Annotated in this window: 10 protein-coding genes and 4 pseudogenes; 9 read left to right on the forward strand and 5 right to left on the reverse strand. The window is 62.7% G+C overall.

The window, feature by feature from the left end; all coding sequences use genetic code 11:
* Positions 1–212, reverse strand: a pseudogene (locus VHL31_RS19905) (hypothetical protein); the annotation flags it as partial.
* 600 nt (positions 213–812) lie between these two features.
* On the opposite strand from VHL31_RS19905, the gene VHL31_RS19910 reads away from it, so the two are divergent.
* Complete coding sequence (locus tag VHL31_RS19910; protein WP_329662986.1) at positions 813–1,538, forward strand: GDSL-type esterase/lipase family protein; 726 nt, start codon at positions 813–815, stop codon at positions 1,536–1,538.
* Positions 1,539–1,692: 154 nt separating this feature from the next.
* Here the strand turns inward: VHL31_RS19910 and VHL31_RS19915 are convergent, their stop codons facing one another.
* Complete coding sequence (locus VHL31_RS19915) at positions 1,693–2,664, reverse strand: sugar-binding protein (RefSeq protein WP_329662987.1); 972 nt, start codon at positions 2,662–2,664, stop codon at positions 1,693–1,695.
* Between the two features lie 1,235 nt (positions 2,665–3,899).
* Between VHL31_RS19915 and VHL31_RS19920 the strand changes: the two genes are divergently transcribed.
* From VHL31_RS19920 to VHL31_RS19930, 3 genes are all read left to right on the forward strand, one after another.
* On the forward strand, positions 3,900–5,039 hold the full coding sequence (locus tag VHL31_RS19920) for an OmpP1/FadL family transporter (protein WP_329662988.1): 1,140 nt from the start codon (positions 3,900–3,902) through the stop codon (positions 5,037–5,039).
* A 260-nt stretch (positions 5,040–5,299) separates the two neighbouring features.
* Positions 5,300–7,399 (forward strand): alkyl/aryl-sulfatase, encoded by a 2,100-nt coding sequence (locus VHL31_RS19925; RefSeq protein ID WP_329662989.1) that lies wholly within the window; start codon positions 5,300–5,302, stop codon positions 7,397–7,399.
* Positions 7,400–7,905: 506 nt separating this feature from the next.
* Positions 7,906–9,216 carry a hypothetical protein gene (locus VHL31_RS19930; protein ID WP_329662990.1) on the forward strand — a complete coding sequence of 437 codons (1,311 nt, stop codon included), beginning with the start codon at positions 7,906–7,908 and terminating at the stop codon, positions 9,214–9,216.
* A 145-nt stretch (positions 9,217–9,361) separates the two neighbouring features.
* Here the strand turns inward: VHL31_RS19930 and VHL31_RS19935 are convergent, their stop codons facing one another.
* Both VHL31_RS19935 and VHL31_RS19940 read right to left on the reverse strand, forming a co-directional pair.
* A complete protein-coding gene (locus VHL31_RS19935) occupies positions 9,362–9,682 on the reverse strand; it encodes a hypothetical protein (RefSeq protein ID WP_329662991.1) in 321 nt (106 codons plus the stop codon).
* Positions 9,683–9,827: 145 nt separating this feature from the next.
* A complete protein-coding gene (locus VHL31_RS19940; RefSeq protein WP_329662992.1) occupies positions 9,828–10,652 on the reverse strand; it encodes a MipA/OmpV family protein in 825 nt (274 codons plus the stop codon).
* Between the two features lie 583 nt (positions 10,653–11,235).
* Here VHL31_RS19940 and VHL31_RS19945 point away from each other — a divergent pair.
* From VHL31_RS19945 to VHL31_RS19960, 4 genes and pseudogenes are all read left to right on the forward strand, one after another.
* Positions 11,236–12,154 (forward strand): annotated as a pseudogene (locus VHL31_RS19945) (IS3 family transposase).
* A 379-nt stretch (positions 12,155–12,533) separates the two neighbouring features.
* Positions 12,534–14,534 carry a BCCT family transporter gene (locus tag VHL31_RS19950; RefSeq protein ID WP_329662993.1) on the forward strand — a complete coding sequence of 667 codons (2,001 nt, stop codon included), beginning with the start codon at positions 12,534–12,536 and terminating at the stop codon, positions 14,532–14,534.
* Between the two features lie 148 nt (positions 14,535–14,682).
* Positions 14,683–15,270, forward strand: coding sequence for a hypothetical protein (locus tag VHL31_RS19955; RefSeq protein ID WP_329662994.1), 588 nt, complete (start codon positions 14,683–14,685; stop codon positions 15,268–15,270).
* A 208-nt stretch (positions 15,271–15,478) separates the two neighbouring features.
* Positions 15,479–15,622: a hypothetical protein gene (locus VHL31_RS19960; RefSeq protein WP_329662995.1), complete on the forward strand. Its 144-nt coding sequence runs from the start codon at positions 15,479–15,481 to the stop codon at positions 15,620–15,622.
* Positions 15,623–15,701: 79 nt separating this feature from the next.
* On the opposite strand, the pseudogene VHL31_RS19965 reads toward VHL31_RS19960, so the two are convergent.
* Positions 15,702–16,046: pseudogene (locus VHL31_RS19965) on the reverse strand (transposase); the annotation flags it as partial.
* A 59-nt stretch (positions 16,047–16,105) separates the two neighbouring features.
* Here VHL31_RS19965 and VHL31_RS19970 point away from each other — a divergent pair.
* Positions 16,106–16,440: pseudogene (locus VHL31_RS19970) on the forward strand (transposase); the annotation flags it as partial.

Below are 16,440 nucleotides of genomic sequence, written 5' to 3' on the forward strand. Positions count from 1 at the left end.
AGGTCGACACCTGCGCTCCAGATCCGCCAGTCCGGAACGGTGGTGGCCTCCACACCGAAGTGCCGCGCATCGCCCAGAATATGTCCAATGACCACCATGATGGCAGCAAGAGCGCGCAGTGCTTCGATCGCTTCCAGGCGACCGGTCTGCGAAGCTCCCGCCGCTTCGGCCAGACGACCCGGGAACGCTGCAGCGGCGTTGATCCCGATCATGGACGCGGCTCATCGGCTGGGCTTGCCAGCAGAAAGCCTCTTACCTTTGTGCATGACCGATCCACTCGCCTCTCCTGCGCCTTGGCACTTCTCGCGGGGCCATCCAATCGAATGATGGCTCCAGAGATGGCTCCAGAAAGGCTGGCTTCCTTATTGGACAATATGTTGATGGACTATCTCCGGATGCTACTTGTACTGGCATCAACACAGCGGGAAGCAGTTCGGGCTCGGCCTGACCCGTCGTTGTTCATATAGCTGCTATCCAGGACGGACAACTCGGCTTGTCTGCGCACTGTTTTTCTTTTCCTTCCTGAGGAACTGTCGCAAAGCTTCCTGACGTGAGCCTGACGGCAGGAACAATTCGTACCAAGGCGCTCGGGAGTGGGCGGGAAGAGGCCCGCAAAAGAAGGTGAACAGTCCGCGACAGAACAGCCGGCAGGCAATGCTTGGAACTTTCCGCTCTGTTGCTGTGTCGCAGCCCTTTGGAGCGGCAAGAGGCTTGACCCGCAAGGCGGCTAGGCCTTCATCCGATCAGCCCTGGGCTTGCAGCACTGGATCGGCCAGTCCGCCGGCAGGCCGGTCGGTGGGAATGCCACTGGAATGATCGAGTTCACCCGCCGTCGTAGCCTTGGCCTCGTCGCAGGTGGCCTTCTGGCAGGTCGCCCGGCGCCCACCCTGGCGGCAGCCAGGTCGTTCGTGGCGTTTGGCGACAGCTATACCCACTCCTACCGCCATGGCATTCCCAGTTGGGCCGATCAGATCAGCGCCAGCGGCAACGCAAGGCTGCTGGTCAACCTGGCCTTCTCCGGTGCGACGACGGCAGGCCTCAATGGACCGCGCACCTTCGACGGACAGATCGACAGCTGGGCCGCCAACCACCGTTCAACGGGGCTTCCCGATCGTACCGTCGTCTATTTCGGCTATAACGACATCGCGCCGGACAATCAGGCGCTCAGCCCCGCGATGATCCAGTACCGGCTGTCGATCGACCGGCTGATCTCCTACGGCGTGACGCAGGGCGGCCGGCGCATGATCCTGTGCCTGCTCCACGACTGGAGCCGCAACCCGACGCGCAAGATCCCGGCACGCGCCCGGGTCCTGGCCTGGAACCAGTATGTCGCCCGCCTGGCGGCGACCCGCGCCAACGTCAACCTGTTCGCCAGGCTGGAGGACGTCTACCGGAACAAGGCCGCGTACGGGTTCATCAACGTCACCGACCCCGACAAGGCAAGCTCGGCAACCTCCTACCTCTATGCAGACATCAATCATTTCGGCCGAAAGGGGCAGGCGATCATCGCCAACGAGATCAGGCCGAAGCTGCTGTAGCCCGGTCCACGTCCGGACGTGGCGCACCCATGGCGCGACCGGCAAGACGGATCCAAGTGGTCACGGAAGCATGGGATCAGGTCTTGCATTCACAGGATCGCTGTTCCCGCTCGACCCGACAGGAGTCGGGCCGGCGGGATGGTCGATCGAGCCGTCAGGACTTCTTCAGCATCTCACGGATCGTGGTTGCGAACTCCTCCACGTTCGACGGGTCGATGATCTTCGTCGGGATGATCTGCAGCTTGTTGGCCGGCACGATCGAGCGGTCGCCCTCGATGTAGCGGGCCAGCTGCTTGATCGATTGATAGCCGAACTCGTAGGGCTGCTGCACCACGGTCGCCTCGATGACGCCTTCGGAAATGCCCCTGAGCGTCAACTGGTCTTCATCGAAGCCGACGATCTTGACCGTACCTTCTTTGCCCGCAGCCTTCACGGCGCTGTAGATCTGCGGCGTGTTATAGGCCCACAGTCCCGAGAGCAGCTGGATATCGCTACCGTACTTGGTCAGCGTGTCCTCGGCATTGGCACGTGCCTTGGCCTGGTCACCACCATCCGTGCGAATGTCGACGATCTCCACCTTGCTGCCGGCAATCGCCTCCTTGATGCCACGCACGCGTTCCTGCGCGTTGGCTGCCTCCATGGTGCCGACGAAAAGCATGATTTTGCCGCCGTCCGGCAATGCCTTCATGATCAGCTTGCCGTGCTCGCGGCCGGCATCGACATTGTCGGTGCCGATATACATGATGCGGTTGGACTGAGGTGCGTCGCCGTCGACGGTGAACAGGGCTGCCTTTTCGGCCACCCGGTTCAGGATCTCGGTCGAGTTGTCCGGATTGACCGGGCTGATCGTGGCACCGACGAGGTTCCTGGCGAGCAGGTCTTCGAGGATCCGCTTTTGCGCTGCGGCCGACATCTCGCCCGGCACGAACATCTGCACGTCGTAGTCCGGCAGCTCGGCCGCCGCCTTCTCCAAACCACGCCGTGCAATCACCCAAAAGTCCGCCGGGACGTTCACGACGAAGGCGATCAGCGGCTTCTCTGCGGCAAACGTGGGTCGAGGAAGAAACGAACTCGCCAGCACGGTCGATGCGGCACCGATGACAGCCTGCCGCTTGGAAAGTTTCATTCTGGATGCTCCCTTGATCTTAATACTCGATCGAAGCCGACCACCAAGTGGTAATCAGTGAATCGGTACATGACAAGTGCCTATCTGAGGAAAAACTTCTGACAAAGGGCGCCTTGCAACTGAACTTCTAAGAAGTCGCATAGACTCATTTCATGATTCTGTTTGCACTTTGAAGAAGTCGTAGCCTACGCCGCACTATCGCCGCAGGTAAATCTTGAGGGAGGCAAGGATCAGTGCAGGATGACCAGTCGCTGGGGACGCTTCTGGATGCATCGGATCATGGAAGCACGGGGCTAGGTCTTGCATTCACGTACCTTCAAGCTCCTGGACCCTGCATCGCCGTCAGATCCGCATGGCATGGTGCGAAGTTCTGGCTCCCCCCATTCCGCCCGCCTGGCAGGAGCCACCCCTCCCCCACCCGCCGAGGTCACGGGCCATGGCCCGCCGGCTTCGCCTGGCGTTTCCTCGGCGCGACTTGGCACGTCGCGGCGTACGGCAATGGACGGATTGCCATCGTCCTGGACGAAGAGGACCGCCAGCACTGAGTGGCGAGCATGTGGCGCCCCCATGCCTGGCAGGAATGCAAGACCTGACCTGCACGCCGGAATCCGCCGCCAGCGCCTCCATCACCCCTACTATATACTTCGGCAACCTCCGCATCCCTCGCCTAACCTCCGGTGAACGCGGCGCACCTGTCAGCGGCAGCCCAAGGGTCAGCAAAGCAAACAAGCTTTGGAAGACCCGAAATGTTTAGTGGTACTAAGCCACGGCAGGTGACGGCAGCGGCAATGCGGATCAACAAATTACGAGGGAATCCTGCCGCCACGAGAAGGATGACGGAAGCGGAGGCAGCACATCTTGACCGCCCATTTTTGTTTGTTAGAACAATGTAGATACGAAAGAGATCTCCGTACACGCTCTCGAGCTTGAGCAGCCCTGAGATATGGCAGCGGTAGGGAGCATAACGATTTGACAGGGCTTAGCATGGTTCGCCTCAAATTGTACATAAAAAAAACGTCATTTCAAGGCCATACCGGCGTCGAGGCCTGCCATGATCAAGCCACGGCGATCGATGCTGACAAAGTCGGCCTCATAAAGCCGAAGGTGGGGCTAGGTCTGATCTCTGCCAAAACTAGTCTTGGATGGTGCATCTTCTTTGGCGCAATGACTTGTTTGGCAGCGCCCGGACCCGTCGAGGCAGGTGGTCTTTACATATCCGGTTCGCAACGCCCAGCATGGGCACCGCTGATGCGGGGTTGCAGGCCTGGGCCGACAATGCCTCGACTGCACTTCACAATCCCGCCGGCATGACGCGGCTCAAGAGCAGTTCCGTCCTGATCGGCGCCGGCTTCGGTGCCACGCAAGTGGAGTTCGATGCCGACCGGTCCGTCATTCGCGGCAACAACGGAGGCGATGCCGGAGCCGTGGCTCCCCTCGGCACGATCAGCGGCGTGTGGAAGATCGATGATCGCTGGGCAGCGGGCCTGGACGCCGGCGGCATCACCGGCGCGTCGCTGAATTACGATCGGAACTGGGTCGGCCGCTTCCAGGTCGACGACGTTTCGCTGATGGTCCTGGGTGTCACGCCGTCGGTTGCCTACAAGGTGACGGACTGGCTCTCGCTCGGCGCCGGCGCGACGCTCTGGTACGCGAATCTAGACCAGACGATCAGGCCAAGTCAGGTCGACGGCGATGCCCGGATCAAGATCGACGATGCCGACGATACCGACGCGACCTTCAAGCTCAGCACGCTGTTCAGCTTGAGCGAGCAGACACGCCTGGGCGTCGTTTACAATTCGGAGGCCGAGCTCAAGCTTTCCGGCGATATCACTCTTCGGAGGATCACCGAGCCATTCAACGCCGGGCTGGACTTCGTCTTTCCGCAGTATGTGAAGGCAGGCATCTATCACGATCTGACCGATCGGCTTGCCTTGCTGGCCTCGGTCCGCTGGGAAGACTGGAGCAGCTTCGACGAGATCCCGGTATCGACCGATCGGGGTAGTGCCGCAATCCCGACGAACTGGCACGATACCTACGGTTTTTCTGGGCGCCCACTACAAGGTCACGGACGACCTCCTGCTCCAGGCCGGCTTTGGCTACGACACCAACCCGGTCCGCGCCCAGGATCGGCGTGCCGATCTGCCGGTCGATCGTCAACTCCGCTACTCGCTCGGCGTCCAGTACTCGCTCTCAGAGCAGCTCACGCTGGGCGGCTCGATCGTCTATGCGGATCTTGGCGACGCCGACATCGATGCGCGGCTGTTCAGTGGAAGTTACGACAAGAACCAGGCAATATTCATGGCAGTCAATCTCGGATGGAGGTTCTAGCCGGGTGTATGCGAACCAAGACGCCGGGACCGGACCCGCGCAGTTAGACTGGGCCAAATGAACCTCGAACTTGGCTCATCATCATCTGGCTATGTCACTTGAAGTGGACGAGGTGGCTGAATTTTCTTCTTGCTCGGGATTTTGATTGTCGGCGGCAGTATTGTGCCGCGTCCGGTCGATAGGCTTCTGGGCGAGCAAGAACATAGCGGCACGCGACGGAAGTGAACGACCTGAACTTGGAACGGGCGCTTGAGCCTTTTCTACAGCAATAACTTTGTAACAACCTTGATATGTGGGAGAGATCGCGATGGCAACTCGACGCGAGTTCGTGGAGACCGTTCCGCTTGCCGGCGCTGCCCTTGCGGTGGCCAGCAGCTTCATCGTCGAGGGCGGTTCCGCTCGTGCCCAGCAGGCGCCGCTGGCCGGGCACTTCCACCCGAAGGGCAAGGCGCCTTCGCAACACACCGTCGATGTACTGAGGAAGGCGAGGAACGGGCTGCCTTTCGAGGACACCCGTGATCTCGACGAGCAGAAGAAGGGCCTGATCGCGCCGATGGAGGAGATGACGATCATGGCCGACGCCGGCCATGTCGCCTGGGACATGGAACGTTTCCAGTTCCTCGATCAGCAGGACGAATTTGACAGCATCCATCCATCGCTGCTTCGCCAGTCCCGCCTCAACAACAACTATGGGCTCTATGAGGTGGTCCCCGGCATCTATCAGGTGCGCGGGTTCGATCTCTCAAACATCACCTTTGTCCGCGGCAAGACCGGCTGGATCGTCTTTGACCCGCTTGTGTCGGCCGAGCCGGTGCGTGCTGCCTGGAAGCTGTTCCAGGACCATGTCGGAGAAGGCCTCCCGGTCACGGCAGTGATTTATTCGCACACTCATGGTGACCACTGGGGAGGCGCGCGCGGGCTGATCGATGAGGCGGACGTGCGCTCCGGCAAGGTCGCGCTGATCGCGCCGTTCGACTTCATGGAGTTCACCGTCTCCGAGAACGTCTACGCCGGCAACGCCATGAATCGGCGGCTGTTCTACCAGTATGGTCTTTTGCTGCCGGCTGCGCCGCATGGCTATGTCGGCCAGGGGCTGGGCCAGGCAGTATCGGCCGGCGCCACGGGGCTGATCGCCCCGAACCGCTTCGTGACCGAGGCGATCGAGGAGTTCGAGGTCGACGGCGTGAACATGATCTTCCAGAACACGCCCAATACCGAGGCGCCGCGGGAGATGAACACTTATCTGCCCGACCTCAAGGCGCTCTGGATGGCGGAGAACGTCAACGCCACCCTGCACAACATCTATACCCTGCGCGGCACCCTTGTTCGCGATCCGCTCGCCTGGTCCAAGTATATCGGCGAGGCGCTCTACCGGTTCGGGCTGGAGGCGGAGGTGCTGTTCGGATCGCACCACTGGCCACGCTGGGGTAACGAGCGGGTGCAGGAGGTGCTGCGCGGCCAGCGCGACATCTACGCCAACATGAACAATCAGGTGCTGCATCTCGCCAACCAGGGCGTGACGATCAACGAGGTGCACAACGTCTACGAGGTTCCAAAGGCACTGCAGGAGAAGTGGTACTGCCGCGGCTATCATGGCTCGCCGCAGCACAACGCCCGCGGCGTAATCCAGCGCTATCTGGGTTTCTGGGACTGCAACCCGGCCACGTTGATCCCGCTGTCGCCCGGCGATTCCGCGCCGCTCTATGTCGAGATGATGGGCGGCAGCGCGAAGATCCTCGCGCGCGGCCGCGAGTTGCACGACAAGGGCGAGTATCTCCTGGCCACCGAGATCGTGAACAAGCTCGTTCAGGCCGAGCCGGACAATGCGGAGGCCAAGGATCTCCTCGCCGACATCTTTGAGCAGATCGGCTATCAGCAAGAGAACCCCGGCTTGCGCAACAGCTTTCTGAACGGGGCCTACGAGCTGCGCACGGGGATCTCGCAGGGCGAGACGGCGAGCACCTCGAGCCCGGACATTATCCGCGCGATGACGACCGAGCTGTTCCTGAACTTCGTCGGGATCCGCATGGACAGCCGCAAGGCGGAGGGGCTGCGCTTCACCATGAACCTGGTGACGCCGGACAACGGCGAGCAGTTCATCGTCGAGCTGGAGAACGCCACCTTGACCAACATCAAGGGATTTCAGGCCAAGGCGCCGGACCTCACGCTAACCATCAATCGGTCCGATCTCGAGCAGACGATGATGGGCGCCAAGACGCTGGAGGCGCAGATCGCGGATGGAACGGCCAAGGTCGAGGGCAATGCCGCCATGCTGACCGCGCTTGCCGCCACCATCGTCAACTTCGACCCGCGATTTGAGATCATGCCGGGGACTCATGGCGTCGCCGGGGCTGTCGCGCAGGTCGATCCGTACCAGGCCGTTCCGGAGAAAACGATCGCGGAATAGCACCGGTCAACGGCATTGGCCGCCATGCCTTGAGCCTCCGCGACCGGTCGATGATCATTGCATCTGGAAGCACCGTAGAGCACCCATCGTGGGATTGCGGTGCCTTTCCCCGACAGCAGTACTGCTGTCTTTTCGGCGGCTACTTCATTTGCAAGAAGGATCTCCCGCACACGTGACGATGACGATGGTCAGTACAGGCGTGACCGGGACGACTTGCCAACCAGTCGGGCTCTGCTGGCCAGAGCACGGGGGATGCAGCGCCAAAAAGCCGGGCGGAGGCTGACAGCGTGCGCAGGTGGCTGAAGCGTGGGCACGGTGCCAACCTACGGCACGACCAGCGCAAACTGTGCCTGCGCAGCCTGCCTCCGGGTCTGTCCGAGGCTGAACGCTTCTTCTACCGAACGACGTCGACGCAGTTCTGCGGCGGTGCGTCGGACCTGCTCCGCCAAAGTGTTGTCCAGCTCGGCTACGAGCATGCAAGGCATTCTGCTCAGGATGGGCCAAAGATGTCGGTTCGGCACTTCCTGCTATGGGCAACCTTGTTGCTGCCTTGCGTGCTGGGCGGTTGCGAGAGCGTAGCTCGCGGCATTGCCCAGGGAGTGATGGGGGCCATGAAGGAGCCGGGCGAGGATACCAGGCTCTGCGATGTCGAGGGCAAGCCGTTCGGTGGGGTTCTGCCCTATCTCGTCAAGCAGGACGGCCTGCCGCCCATCGGGGAAGCGGTCGGAGAGCGTCCGGAAGCCAAGATCATCTATGTGCACGGGATCGGGACGCATGAGCCAGGGCATGGAACCGCCTTGATGCTCAACCTCGCCAATGCGCTGGACCTCGATGTGCGCTCGCCAAGGCCCAAGCGGATCGTGATCGCTTCGCCGGCATTCTCCGACAAGCCTCTCGGCGAGCTGAGGATCACGCGCCTGACCAACGCCGAGCGGCAGCGCGATCTGCTCTTCTACGAGCTAACCTGGTCGCCGATCACGCAATCGGAGAAGGACATTCTCGCCTTCGACAAGGACCCGCTCTACCAGATGCGGCGCACCTCCTTGAACCAGGCGCTGCGGAGGATCATCAACGACATCGCTCCCGACCCGCTCGCTTATCAGGGCGACAAGCGCGAGCCGATCCTGACCTCGATCAGCCAGAGCATGTGCTGGGCCCTGTCCACCAGCTGGAGCGACCTGCCCCTGGAAACCGCCGGCAAGTCGTGTGGCCCGGACATGCCGGGCTTCGGCAGCAGGTTGGCCATCGACGACTTCGTGATGATCAGCCACAGCCTAGGCAGTCGGGCCACCATCGATGCCATGCAGCGGCTGGCCAACCTGGACCTCCAGCACGACCCCCGCACCATCGCGGTCGCCAGGGACTTCAAGACGCGCAAGCTCCAGATCTTCATGCTGTCCAACCAGCTGCCGCTCCTGGAGTCCGGACGGGAGCCGCAAACGGTGCTGGGAGCCGCCGATCAGTATTGCCCTGACGGTGCGTCGAAAGCGTCGCAGCGGTTCTTCGCACAGACGGAGCTGATCGCCTTCAGCGATCCGAACGACCTGATGAGCTACCCGGTGCCGGACCTGTTCGCGGAGCGCTACATCGACTCCCGGCTCTGCCCGGCGATGACCAGCGTGACGATCAACATCGCGAGAGTCAGTTCCTTGCTCGGCCTTGGCGAGGCGGCAAACCCGCTCAAGGCGCATAGCGCCTACGATGTCGACGAGCGGGTGGGCGCGCTGATCGCGCGTGGTGCGGGCAATCCTGACGTCGCCCCGATCGTCGCTGACCGGTGCACCTTCCGGCCGACGGCCGACGACCTGATGCAATAGGGCATGGCGGGAGGCGTGCCCCTCCAGATTGCCGGCCTCGACCACGACGGGAGCACGTGCTCCTGAGCGAACGTCCCTGCTCTGTGCCGAGAGGCGGGCAGAAGGGTGAACAGGAAGAAGGATCGCCTTGACGGGATGTTGCCCATCAATTTTCCAGCACCTCTCCCCTCCTCGGCTGCGCCCCTACGACGAACGGCCACGCCGGGCAGGTCGCCGTCGCGACGATCTCGCTCAGGCCGAACCCGTCGGCGGCGGTCGGTCCCTCGGCATGAACCGGCGGGATGATGTTGCAGGTGATCAGGTTCCGGTCCTGCGAGAGCGGGATCACCGGCTGGATGCTCAGGGTCGAGCGTACCGCGTCCTCCGGACCGATCCCGACGTTGAGATTCGCCTGGAACGGCACGCCGATCAGGGCAGCCAGCTGCCTGGCCAGATCCTCGTCAGCAGTGCGGGCGCTGACCGTCATGGTCGCTGCTGCGACGGTCCCTGCAACGCCGGGCGCGGGCAGAAGGCGCAGGCAGCAACCCCTCCTTGGGCATGTCATGCGCGGAGCACATGATCCTCCCATCCGGACTCGAGGCTCTCGTTCAGCTTGCCAGCGTACGATGGGTTCAGAAGCCGTAGACCACGAGCAGCGCCATCGACGGCTGCAGCTCTTCCTCGACGATCGGGCTGTCGGCTGCGTCACCGAGCAGGTAGCCCAGGCCGACCTGGCTGATGAGCGTCCAGCGTCCGGTGAAGCGCCACGCGACGGCCAGGTCCAGGTCGATGCGCTTGAAGCCGGCATCCGCGTCGTAGGTGGCAAGGCCGGAGCGGGCCGACTGGCTCGGGGTGACGCTGAAGTAACTGTCCATGTAGCGGCCATCTGCCCAGGTGGAGGATGCACCCAGGGTCATCGTGGCCGTGTCCGACAGCCTGTGCGACGCAGCGGCGCCGAACGTGCCGGTGAGACCGTCGCTGCCGCCCAGCGTGCGGGTCAAGGAGGCATAGAGTTCACCGGGGCCGGCCTCGTAGCTGGCCTTGATGGTGAGATCGATACCCCAGTCGACATCGCCCAGGCCCTCCAGGTGATCGGCATCGTCCTCGTCACGGCCGGAATCGTAGCCAGCCGTGAGGTCCAGGCTGAACGATTCCGCATCGTAGGCGCGCAACGTGGCGCCCCTCGTGTCGATCGTCAGGATGCCGAAGGTCGCGGAGATGTAGGGGACCGGGGAAAGCTCGAATTCGTTAGAGCCTTCATAGGCCGGCGCAAGAAGCGCACCACCGCCTGCCACGAGCCTCCAGTCACTCAGCGGCTGCCGGACGGTGTCGTACCAACGCACCACGCCTTCCTGCGCTCGCGCGGACGATGCCAATGCGAGGATCGTTCCAGCCACCAGCAGGAGTGGCAGGGGCTGCGGGGTCAGCTTGCGGAGCAACGGGTTCCGATCGATCAAGAGAGGCGCTCCGATTGTTATTCTCGTTGCGGAAAGCCGCGATACCCCCATCCAGGGCGGAACATCCGGGCCACCCCTCAATCTTCGAGAAGCTTTTCCGCACCGTCCAGATCACGAAATGCGAGCTGCCTCGTATCCAGTGGAACGCCGATCCGGCTGGCCGGGCATGGATGAGGACACTTCCCTGCACACGCAGGCCGACCGACCGCATTCATGGTAACGGCTCTGCCGTCAGATCCGCATGGCACAGCGCCATGGCGCGCGAAGGTCTTGCTTCCCCCATTCCGCCCGCATGGCCGGAGCCATCTCTCACCCACCGCCGAGGTCACGGCCCATGGCCCGCCGGCTTCGCCTGGCGTTTCCTCAGCGCCTTTCGGCACGTCACGGCGTGCGGCCATGGACGGGTTGCCATCGTCCTGGGCGACGAGGTCCACCAGCACGGAGTGGCGAGCGTGCTTCGGCATGGCTGGCGCCTCCATGCCTGGCGGGAATGCAAGACCTGATCCCATGCTGTTTGCTCCCACGGTGTGGCGGTACAGTTAGCCACCATGCTGCGAGGGATGCGCTATGGGCCAGGTTCTTCATGGAAGCGCCACCACCGACCAGCGATGCGCGAATGGGTCCGAAGGAGGCCCGCTCGACGGTCCTGGCGCCAGAGGAGGAAGCGATCATCGTCGCCTTCCGCCGGCATACACTGCTGCCGCTGGACGACTGTCTTTATGGCTTGCAGCCGACCATCCCGCACCTGACCCGCTCATCCTTGCATCGCTGTCTGGAGCGGCCTGTCAGCTCTGCTGACATCTCTCCGAGGGATCGTGCAAAGCCCGATGGCATCAGCCGCCTGCGGGAGATCGAGGGCGACAAACCTGCAAAGAAGTGCTTTGCCAACTACCCGCTCGGCTACTTCCACATCGATCTGGCTGAGGTCAGTACTGAAGAAGGCAAGCTGCGCCTGTTCGTGGCGACCAGCCGCCAGAAGGCGGCTGGTCGAGAGTGCGGGCAAGATGGAAGCCGCACAGTTCCTGCGCGACCTGATCCTGACCGTACCCTACCGCATCCATACTGTGCTGACCGACAACGGCGTCCAGCTCACGCCGCGCAAACAGGACATCTGGGACGTCCAGCACATCTTCGATGTGCGTGTGCGACGAGCACGCCATCGACCACCGCCTTCCCCTAGGTGAACAACCCCCTCCGCAGGCTCCTGCCTGTGGTTCTTGCAGGAAACGGATTGATGGTCTGCTGACCATCGATGGACCAACGGCTAGGCCCTGCGGATGAAACGCACGATCAAGGACGTGACGGTCAAGCGCTACCACTACGACAGCCACGAGCAACTCCAAGCCCACCTGCATTTGTTCGTCGATGCCTACAACCTCGCCCGCCGGCTCAAGACCCTGCACGGCCTCACATCCTGCGAGTTCATCTGCCAGACCTGGGCCAAAGAGCCCGATCGGTTCAGGCTCGACCCGTCACACCACATCCCAGGACCATACACCTAATGGTGCCGAAGAGCTTCAAGGACCTGGTCGCGCAGCGGAGTGATCGTGATGTTCATCCATTCATGTGATCAAGCGGCTGCTGACGCCCCCAATGATCAACGAGTGCAACTTGCACCCCCGGAGAACCTGGCGGATGCCCCGCTGTTCAAGTCGGCCAATCCGCAAGCCGCTGCTGCCTACGGTGAACTCTCTCTCGAGACAGTCTCGCCATGGGTGTTCTTGCTGATTGTCATGACAGGGTGGCGGCTTCGGAACGGAACTCTCCTGCCGTCAAGGCTTTGCAGGTTATCTGGGTCAGGAACGTGGATGTTTGCACAAGGCGGCGCTTCCAGGCTCCCTGTTAAGCCGCGGCTGGCGACGGAGCATCCAGAGAGGCCGCATGTTCAAACGATTCATTATCAACCCTCCCGTCTTTTTCGGTTCAGTCGTCGTGATTGGCGCCTTCCTCGCTGTGGGCGTTGTTGTCCCGGATCGCGCTAGCCAGGTCTTCCGTGACTTGCAGGCTGGCATCCTCAACAGCTTCGGCTGGCTTTATCTTCTATCGGTGGGCATTTTCCTCGCGGTGATGCTGTTGCTGTGCCTGGGTGGAGCCGGGCGCCTGAAGCTGGGGCCGGACGAATCGACGCCCGATTTCAGGTTCACCTCCTGGATCGCCATGCTGTTTGCCGCCGGCATGGGCATCGGCCTCATGTTCTATGCGGTGGGCGAGCCGATGACCCACTTCATGGAGCCGCCAACGGCCGAACCGCGCTCCGTCGCGGCAATGCGCGAGGCCATGGCCGTCACCTTCTTCCACTGGGGCATCCATGCCTGGGCCATTTATGCCGTGGTCGGGCTGTCGCTGGGATATTTCGGCTATCGCTACAACCTGCCGCTGACCATCCGCTCCGGCCTCTACCCGCTCCTCAAGGAGCGCATCAACGGCCCCATCGGCCACGCCGTCGACATCTTCGCCATTGTCGGCACCATGTTCGGCATCGCCACCTCGCTCGGGTTGGGCGTCTCCCAGATCAATGCCGGCCTTCACTATCTGCTGGGCATCCCCATCGGCATCGGGATCCAGCTATCCCTGATCGCGATCATCACCGCCCTTGCCACCGTCTCGGTCGTCACCGGCCTCGACAAGGGCGTGCGCATCCTCTCCGAGGTGAACCTGGTCGTGGCCGTCTTGCTGATGGTCTTCGTCCTGCTGTTGGGTCCGACGGCGCACCTTCTTCGCGACTTCGTGCAGAACCTGGGCCTCTATCTCGACACGCTCTTGCTGCGCACCTTCAACATCTATGCCTACGAACCGACGCCCTGGATCGATTCCTGGACGCTCTTCTATTGGGCCTGGTGGATTTCGTGGTCGCCCTTCGTCGGCATGTTCATCGCCCGCATCTCGCGGGGACGCACGGTGCGTGAATTCATTGCCGCCGTGCTGTTCATCCCCGCCGGCTTCACCTTTTTCTGGATGACCGTGTTCGGCAACACCGCGATCTTCGTCGACACCGGCCCGGCAGCCGGCGCGCTCGGCGCCGCGATCGCCGACGACGTGTCCGTCGGCCTGTTCGTCTTCTTCCAGTATCTGCCGCTCTCATACGTCACCTCCACCCTGGCCGTGCTGCTGGTGGGGATCTTCTTCATCACGTCGGCGGATTCCGGCTCGCTGGTCGTCGATTCGATCGCGGCAGGCGGCGAAACCCAGACCACGACCGGCCAGCGCGTCTTCTGGTGTGTTCTGGAAGGCGTGGTGGCGGCCAGTCTCCTGCTGGCGGGCGGTCTCGGCGCCCTGCAATCGGCGACCGTGGCCAGCGCCCTGCCCTTCGCCTTGATCATGCTGGCCCTCGTCTGGTCGCTGCTGGCCGGCATGCGGGCGGATCTGGCCCAGCAGCAGGCTCATGCCGTTGGCCCGCTTGCCGTTCCCTCCCAGCCTGCCGCCGGCCAGACCTGGCAGCGCCGCCTTGCCCTCATCCTTCATGCTCCGACCAAGGCCGACGTCGACAAGTTCATCATGACGCAAGCGCGCCCGGCGCTCGATCAGGTCGCGAGCGAGCTGTCCTCGCGTGGCCGCCTCTCCCATGTGGCCGAGGAAGAAGGCGGTGCCATCGCGCTGCGCTCGCCGGCGACAGGTGTCCGCGACTTCGTCTACGGTGTCAGCTGCAGTGTCCAGCCCGTGGCGGTCTTCGCCCCCGTCGTCGCGGGAAAGCCCGAATACCACTACGAGGCCCGCACCTATTTTTCCAGCGGCGGCCGCGGCTACGACATCATGGGCATGAGCTGCGACCAGATCATCGCCGACATCCTCGTTCAGTTCGAGCGCTATCTCGTGCTCGTCCATTCCCCGGCGACGCGCCTCGTTCACGGCGCTCCGGAGCACGAGCGCGATGCCGTCCCCTGATGATGGACGCATTGCCCACCATCCCCGAGGTGCCGACGCCAAGGACGCCGCGCGAAGCGGCAGCAAAGGGATCTGAAGAGGCTGGAAGCCGCCCGTCACAGCCGAAGAAGAAGCATGCATGTGGGACTGGATAGCAGCCAATCACCAGATGATCAGCACAGCGACGAATGTCGCGATGCTGTTCGTCTGGATCGCCTATCTGCAGGTGTTCGTCAGCAGCTTTCGCCGGCAGAAGAGGTCGAAGATCCTGATCAACCGCGGTGCCGGATCGGGGCTGGAGGCCAGGTGCCTGATCAGCAACATGAGTGCCGAGGCGATCTACATCGAAAGCCTCATCGCCAGCGTCGAGACAAAAGAAGGGCGCTGGAGCTGGCCGGTGACGGACATGCAGGAAGGCCGCTCGGACCTGAAGCTGGCAACCCGGCAAGGACCGGTGCAGGCGGGCCAGTTCATCGACATCGGATCGTTTCGTAGCTTGGTTGAGCCTGTGCTTCAGAAGCATGCGGAACGGCGGGACGGCGTCGCGCCGGGTGATGTCGACGATCTGATCGCCTTCGAGATCAAGGTGATCGCGGTTCACGGTTCCGAGGATCTGCTTGCCGGGGCGATCCGCCGGTTCGACGTCAGGAGGGGAGAGAGCCAGCTGCTCCTGAGCGGGACGATGGTCGGCACGCGGCAGATCCGGTCCCGGATCGAGCGAAGAAAGCTCGATGATGATGTCAGGACGGATCTGTGATGCCGTTCCCCGCATCGATGCGGCGTGCGGTCATGCACAGGCTGCCGTTGTCCTGAAGGAGGTCCCGCTAGCACTAGGTGGCAACCGTGCTGCAGCATGGCTGGTGCCTCCATGCCTAGTAGGAGCGCGAGACCTGACTCCGAGTTCTGCATGCTTCTTCGGAATATGGGTCGACGAAACCGGCGACGACTACGATAAGTATGATGCGATGGCCGCGATCGGTGGCGCAGTGATCGACTGCTACGACGATGGCATGCGCACGCAGGAGGTTGCCGCCGCCTTGGGTCGGCTGGTGAAGCATGGCGGGTTGAAGGAAGGAACAGCGCGGGCACGCACCAAGCGCTCGATATGACAGATCCCTTGGTGCGTGCCACGTGCGCCCGCGCGACCTATGACCTCGTGTGCCGTCACCTGAACAGCCCTAGAGCCCGTTAGTCCTTGATCCAGTCGAGGGTAGCAGCGAGGCACAGGACGCCCATGAAGGAACTGGCTTTCTTCTCGTAGCGGGTGGCGACTGCACGCCATTCCTTGAGCCTGGCCCAGAGGCGCTCGACGCGGTTGCGGTTGTGGTAGATCCAGGACGGGCAGGCGACCGGTGCCTCATGCCGTTGCGGCGGGATCGCCGGGCGGCTGCCCAGGTTCCAGATGTGCTCGCGGAAGGCATGGCTGGTGTAGCCGCGATCGGCCACCACCCAGCGTGGCACCCTTGGCAGACGATTGAGTAGGCTGATCGCCTGCGGCAGTTCATGCGCCTGGCCCGGTGCCAAGCTGAAGGCGAGGGACTGTCTGAAATTTCGTGCGTTGGCGGGCATGATGAGGGCGAAGGAGGCCCGACATGCCAAGACGCAAAGAGCCGAAGATCCCGGATCCGATCCTGGACCAGCTGCTGGCTGGGGCCGATCCAAAGACAGCGTTTGATCCCAACGTCTGCTCGACGAGCTGAAGAAGGCGCTGGCTGAGCGGGCGCTGAATGCCGAGATGGACCACCACCTGGCGTCGGAGGAGGGGGACAATCGCCGCAACGGCTATGGCCGCAAGACGGTGGTGACCGACACCGGCAAACTGGACCTGGAGGTACCACGGGACCGCCAAGCGAGCTTCGACCCGCAGCTGATCGCCAAGTACCAGCGGCGCTTCCCGGGCTTCGACGACAAGATCGTCTCGATGTAC

Source organism: Geminicoccus sp. (assembly GCF_036263595.1).
Classification (GTDB): domain Bacteria; phylum Pseudomonadota; class Alphaproteobacteria; order Geminicoccales; family Geminicoccaceae; genus Geminicoccus.

Excerpts from the sequence above, each read along its gene's own strand:
- VHL31_RS19960 (WP_329662995.1), top strand. The coding sequence starts at position 15,479 with ATGGCCGCGATCGGTGGCGCAGTGATCGACTGCTACGACGATGGCATG.
- VHL31_RS19950 (WP_329662993.1), top strand. The coding sequence starts at position 12,534 with ATGTTCAAACGATTCATTATCAACCCTCCCGTCTTTTTCGGTTCAGTC.
- VHL31_RS19930 (WP_329662990.1), top strand. The coding sequence starts at position 7,906 with ATGTCGGTTCGGCACTTCCTGCTATGGGCAACCTTGTTGCTGCCTTGC.
- VHL31_RS19910 (WP_329662986.1), top strand. The coding sequence starts at position 813 with ATGATCGAGTTCACCCGCCGTCGTAGCCTTGGCCTCGTCGCAGGTGGC.
- VHL31_RS19925 (WP_329662989.1), top strand. The coding sequence starts at position 5,300 with ATGGCAACTCGACGCGAGTTCGTGGAGACCGTTCCGCTTGCCGGCGCT.
- VHL31_RS19920 (WP_329662988.1), top strand. The coding sequence starts at position 3,900 with ATGGGCACCGCTGATGCGGGGTTGCAGGCCTGGGCCGACAATGCCTCG.
- VHL31_RS19915 (WP_329662987.1), bottom strand. The coding sequence starts at position 2,664 with ATGAAACTTTCCAAGCGGCAGGCTGTCATCGGTGCCGCATCGACCGTG.
- VHL31_RS19955 (WP_329662994.1), top strand. The coding sequence starts at position 14,683 with ATGATCAGCACAGCGACGAATGTCGCGATGCTGTTCGTCTGGATCGCC.
- VHL31_RS19935 (WP_329662991.1), bottom strand. The coding sequence starts at position 9,682 with ATGACGGTCAGCGCCCGCACTGCTGACGAGGATCTGGCCAGGCAGCTG.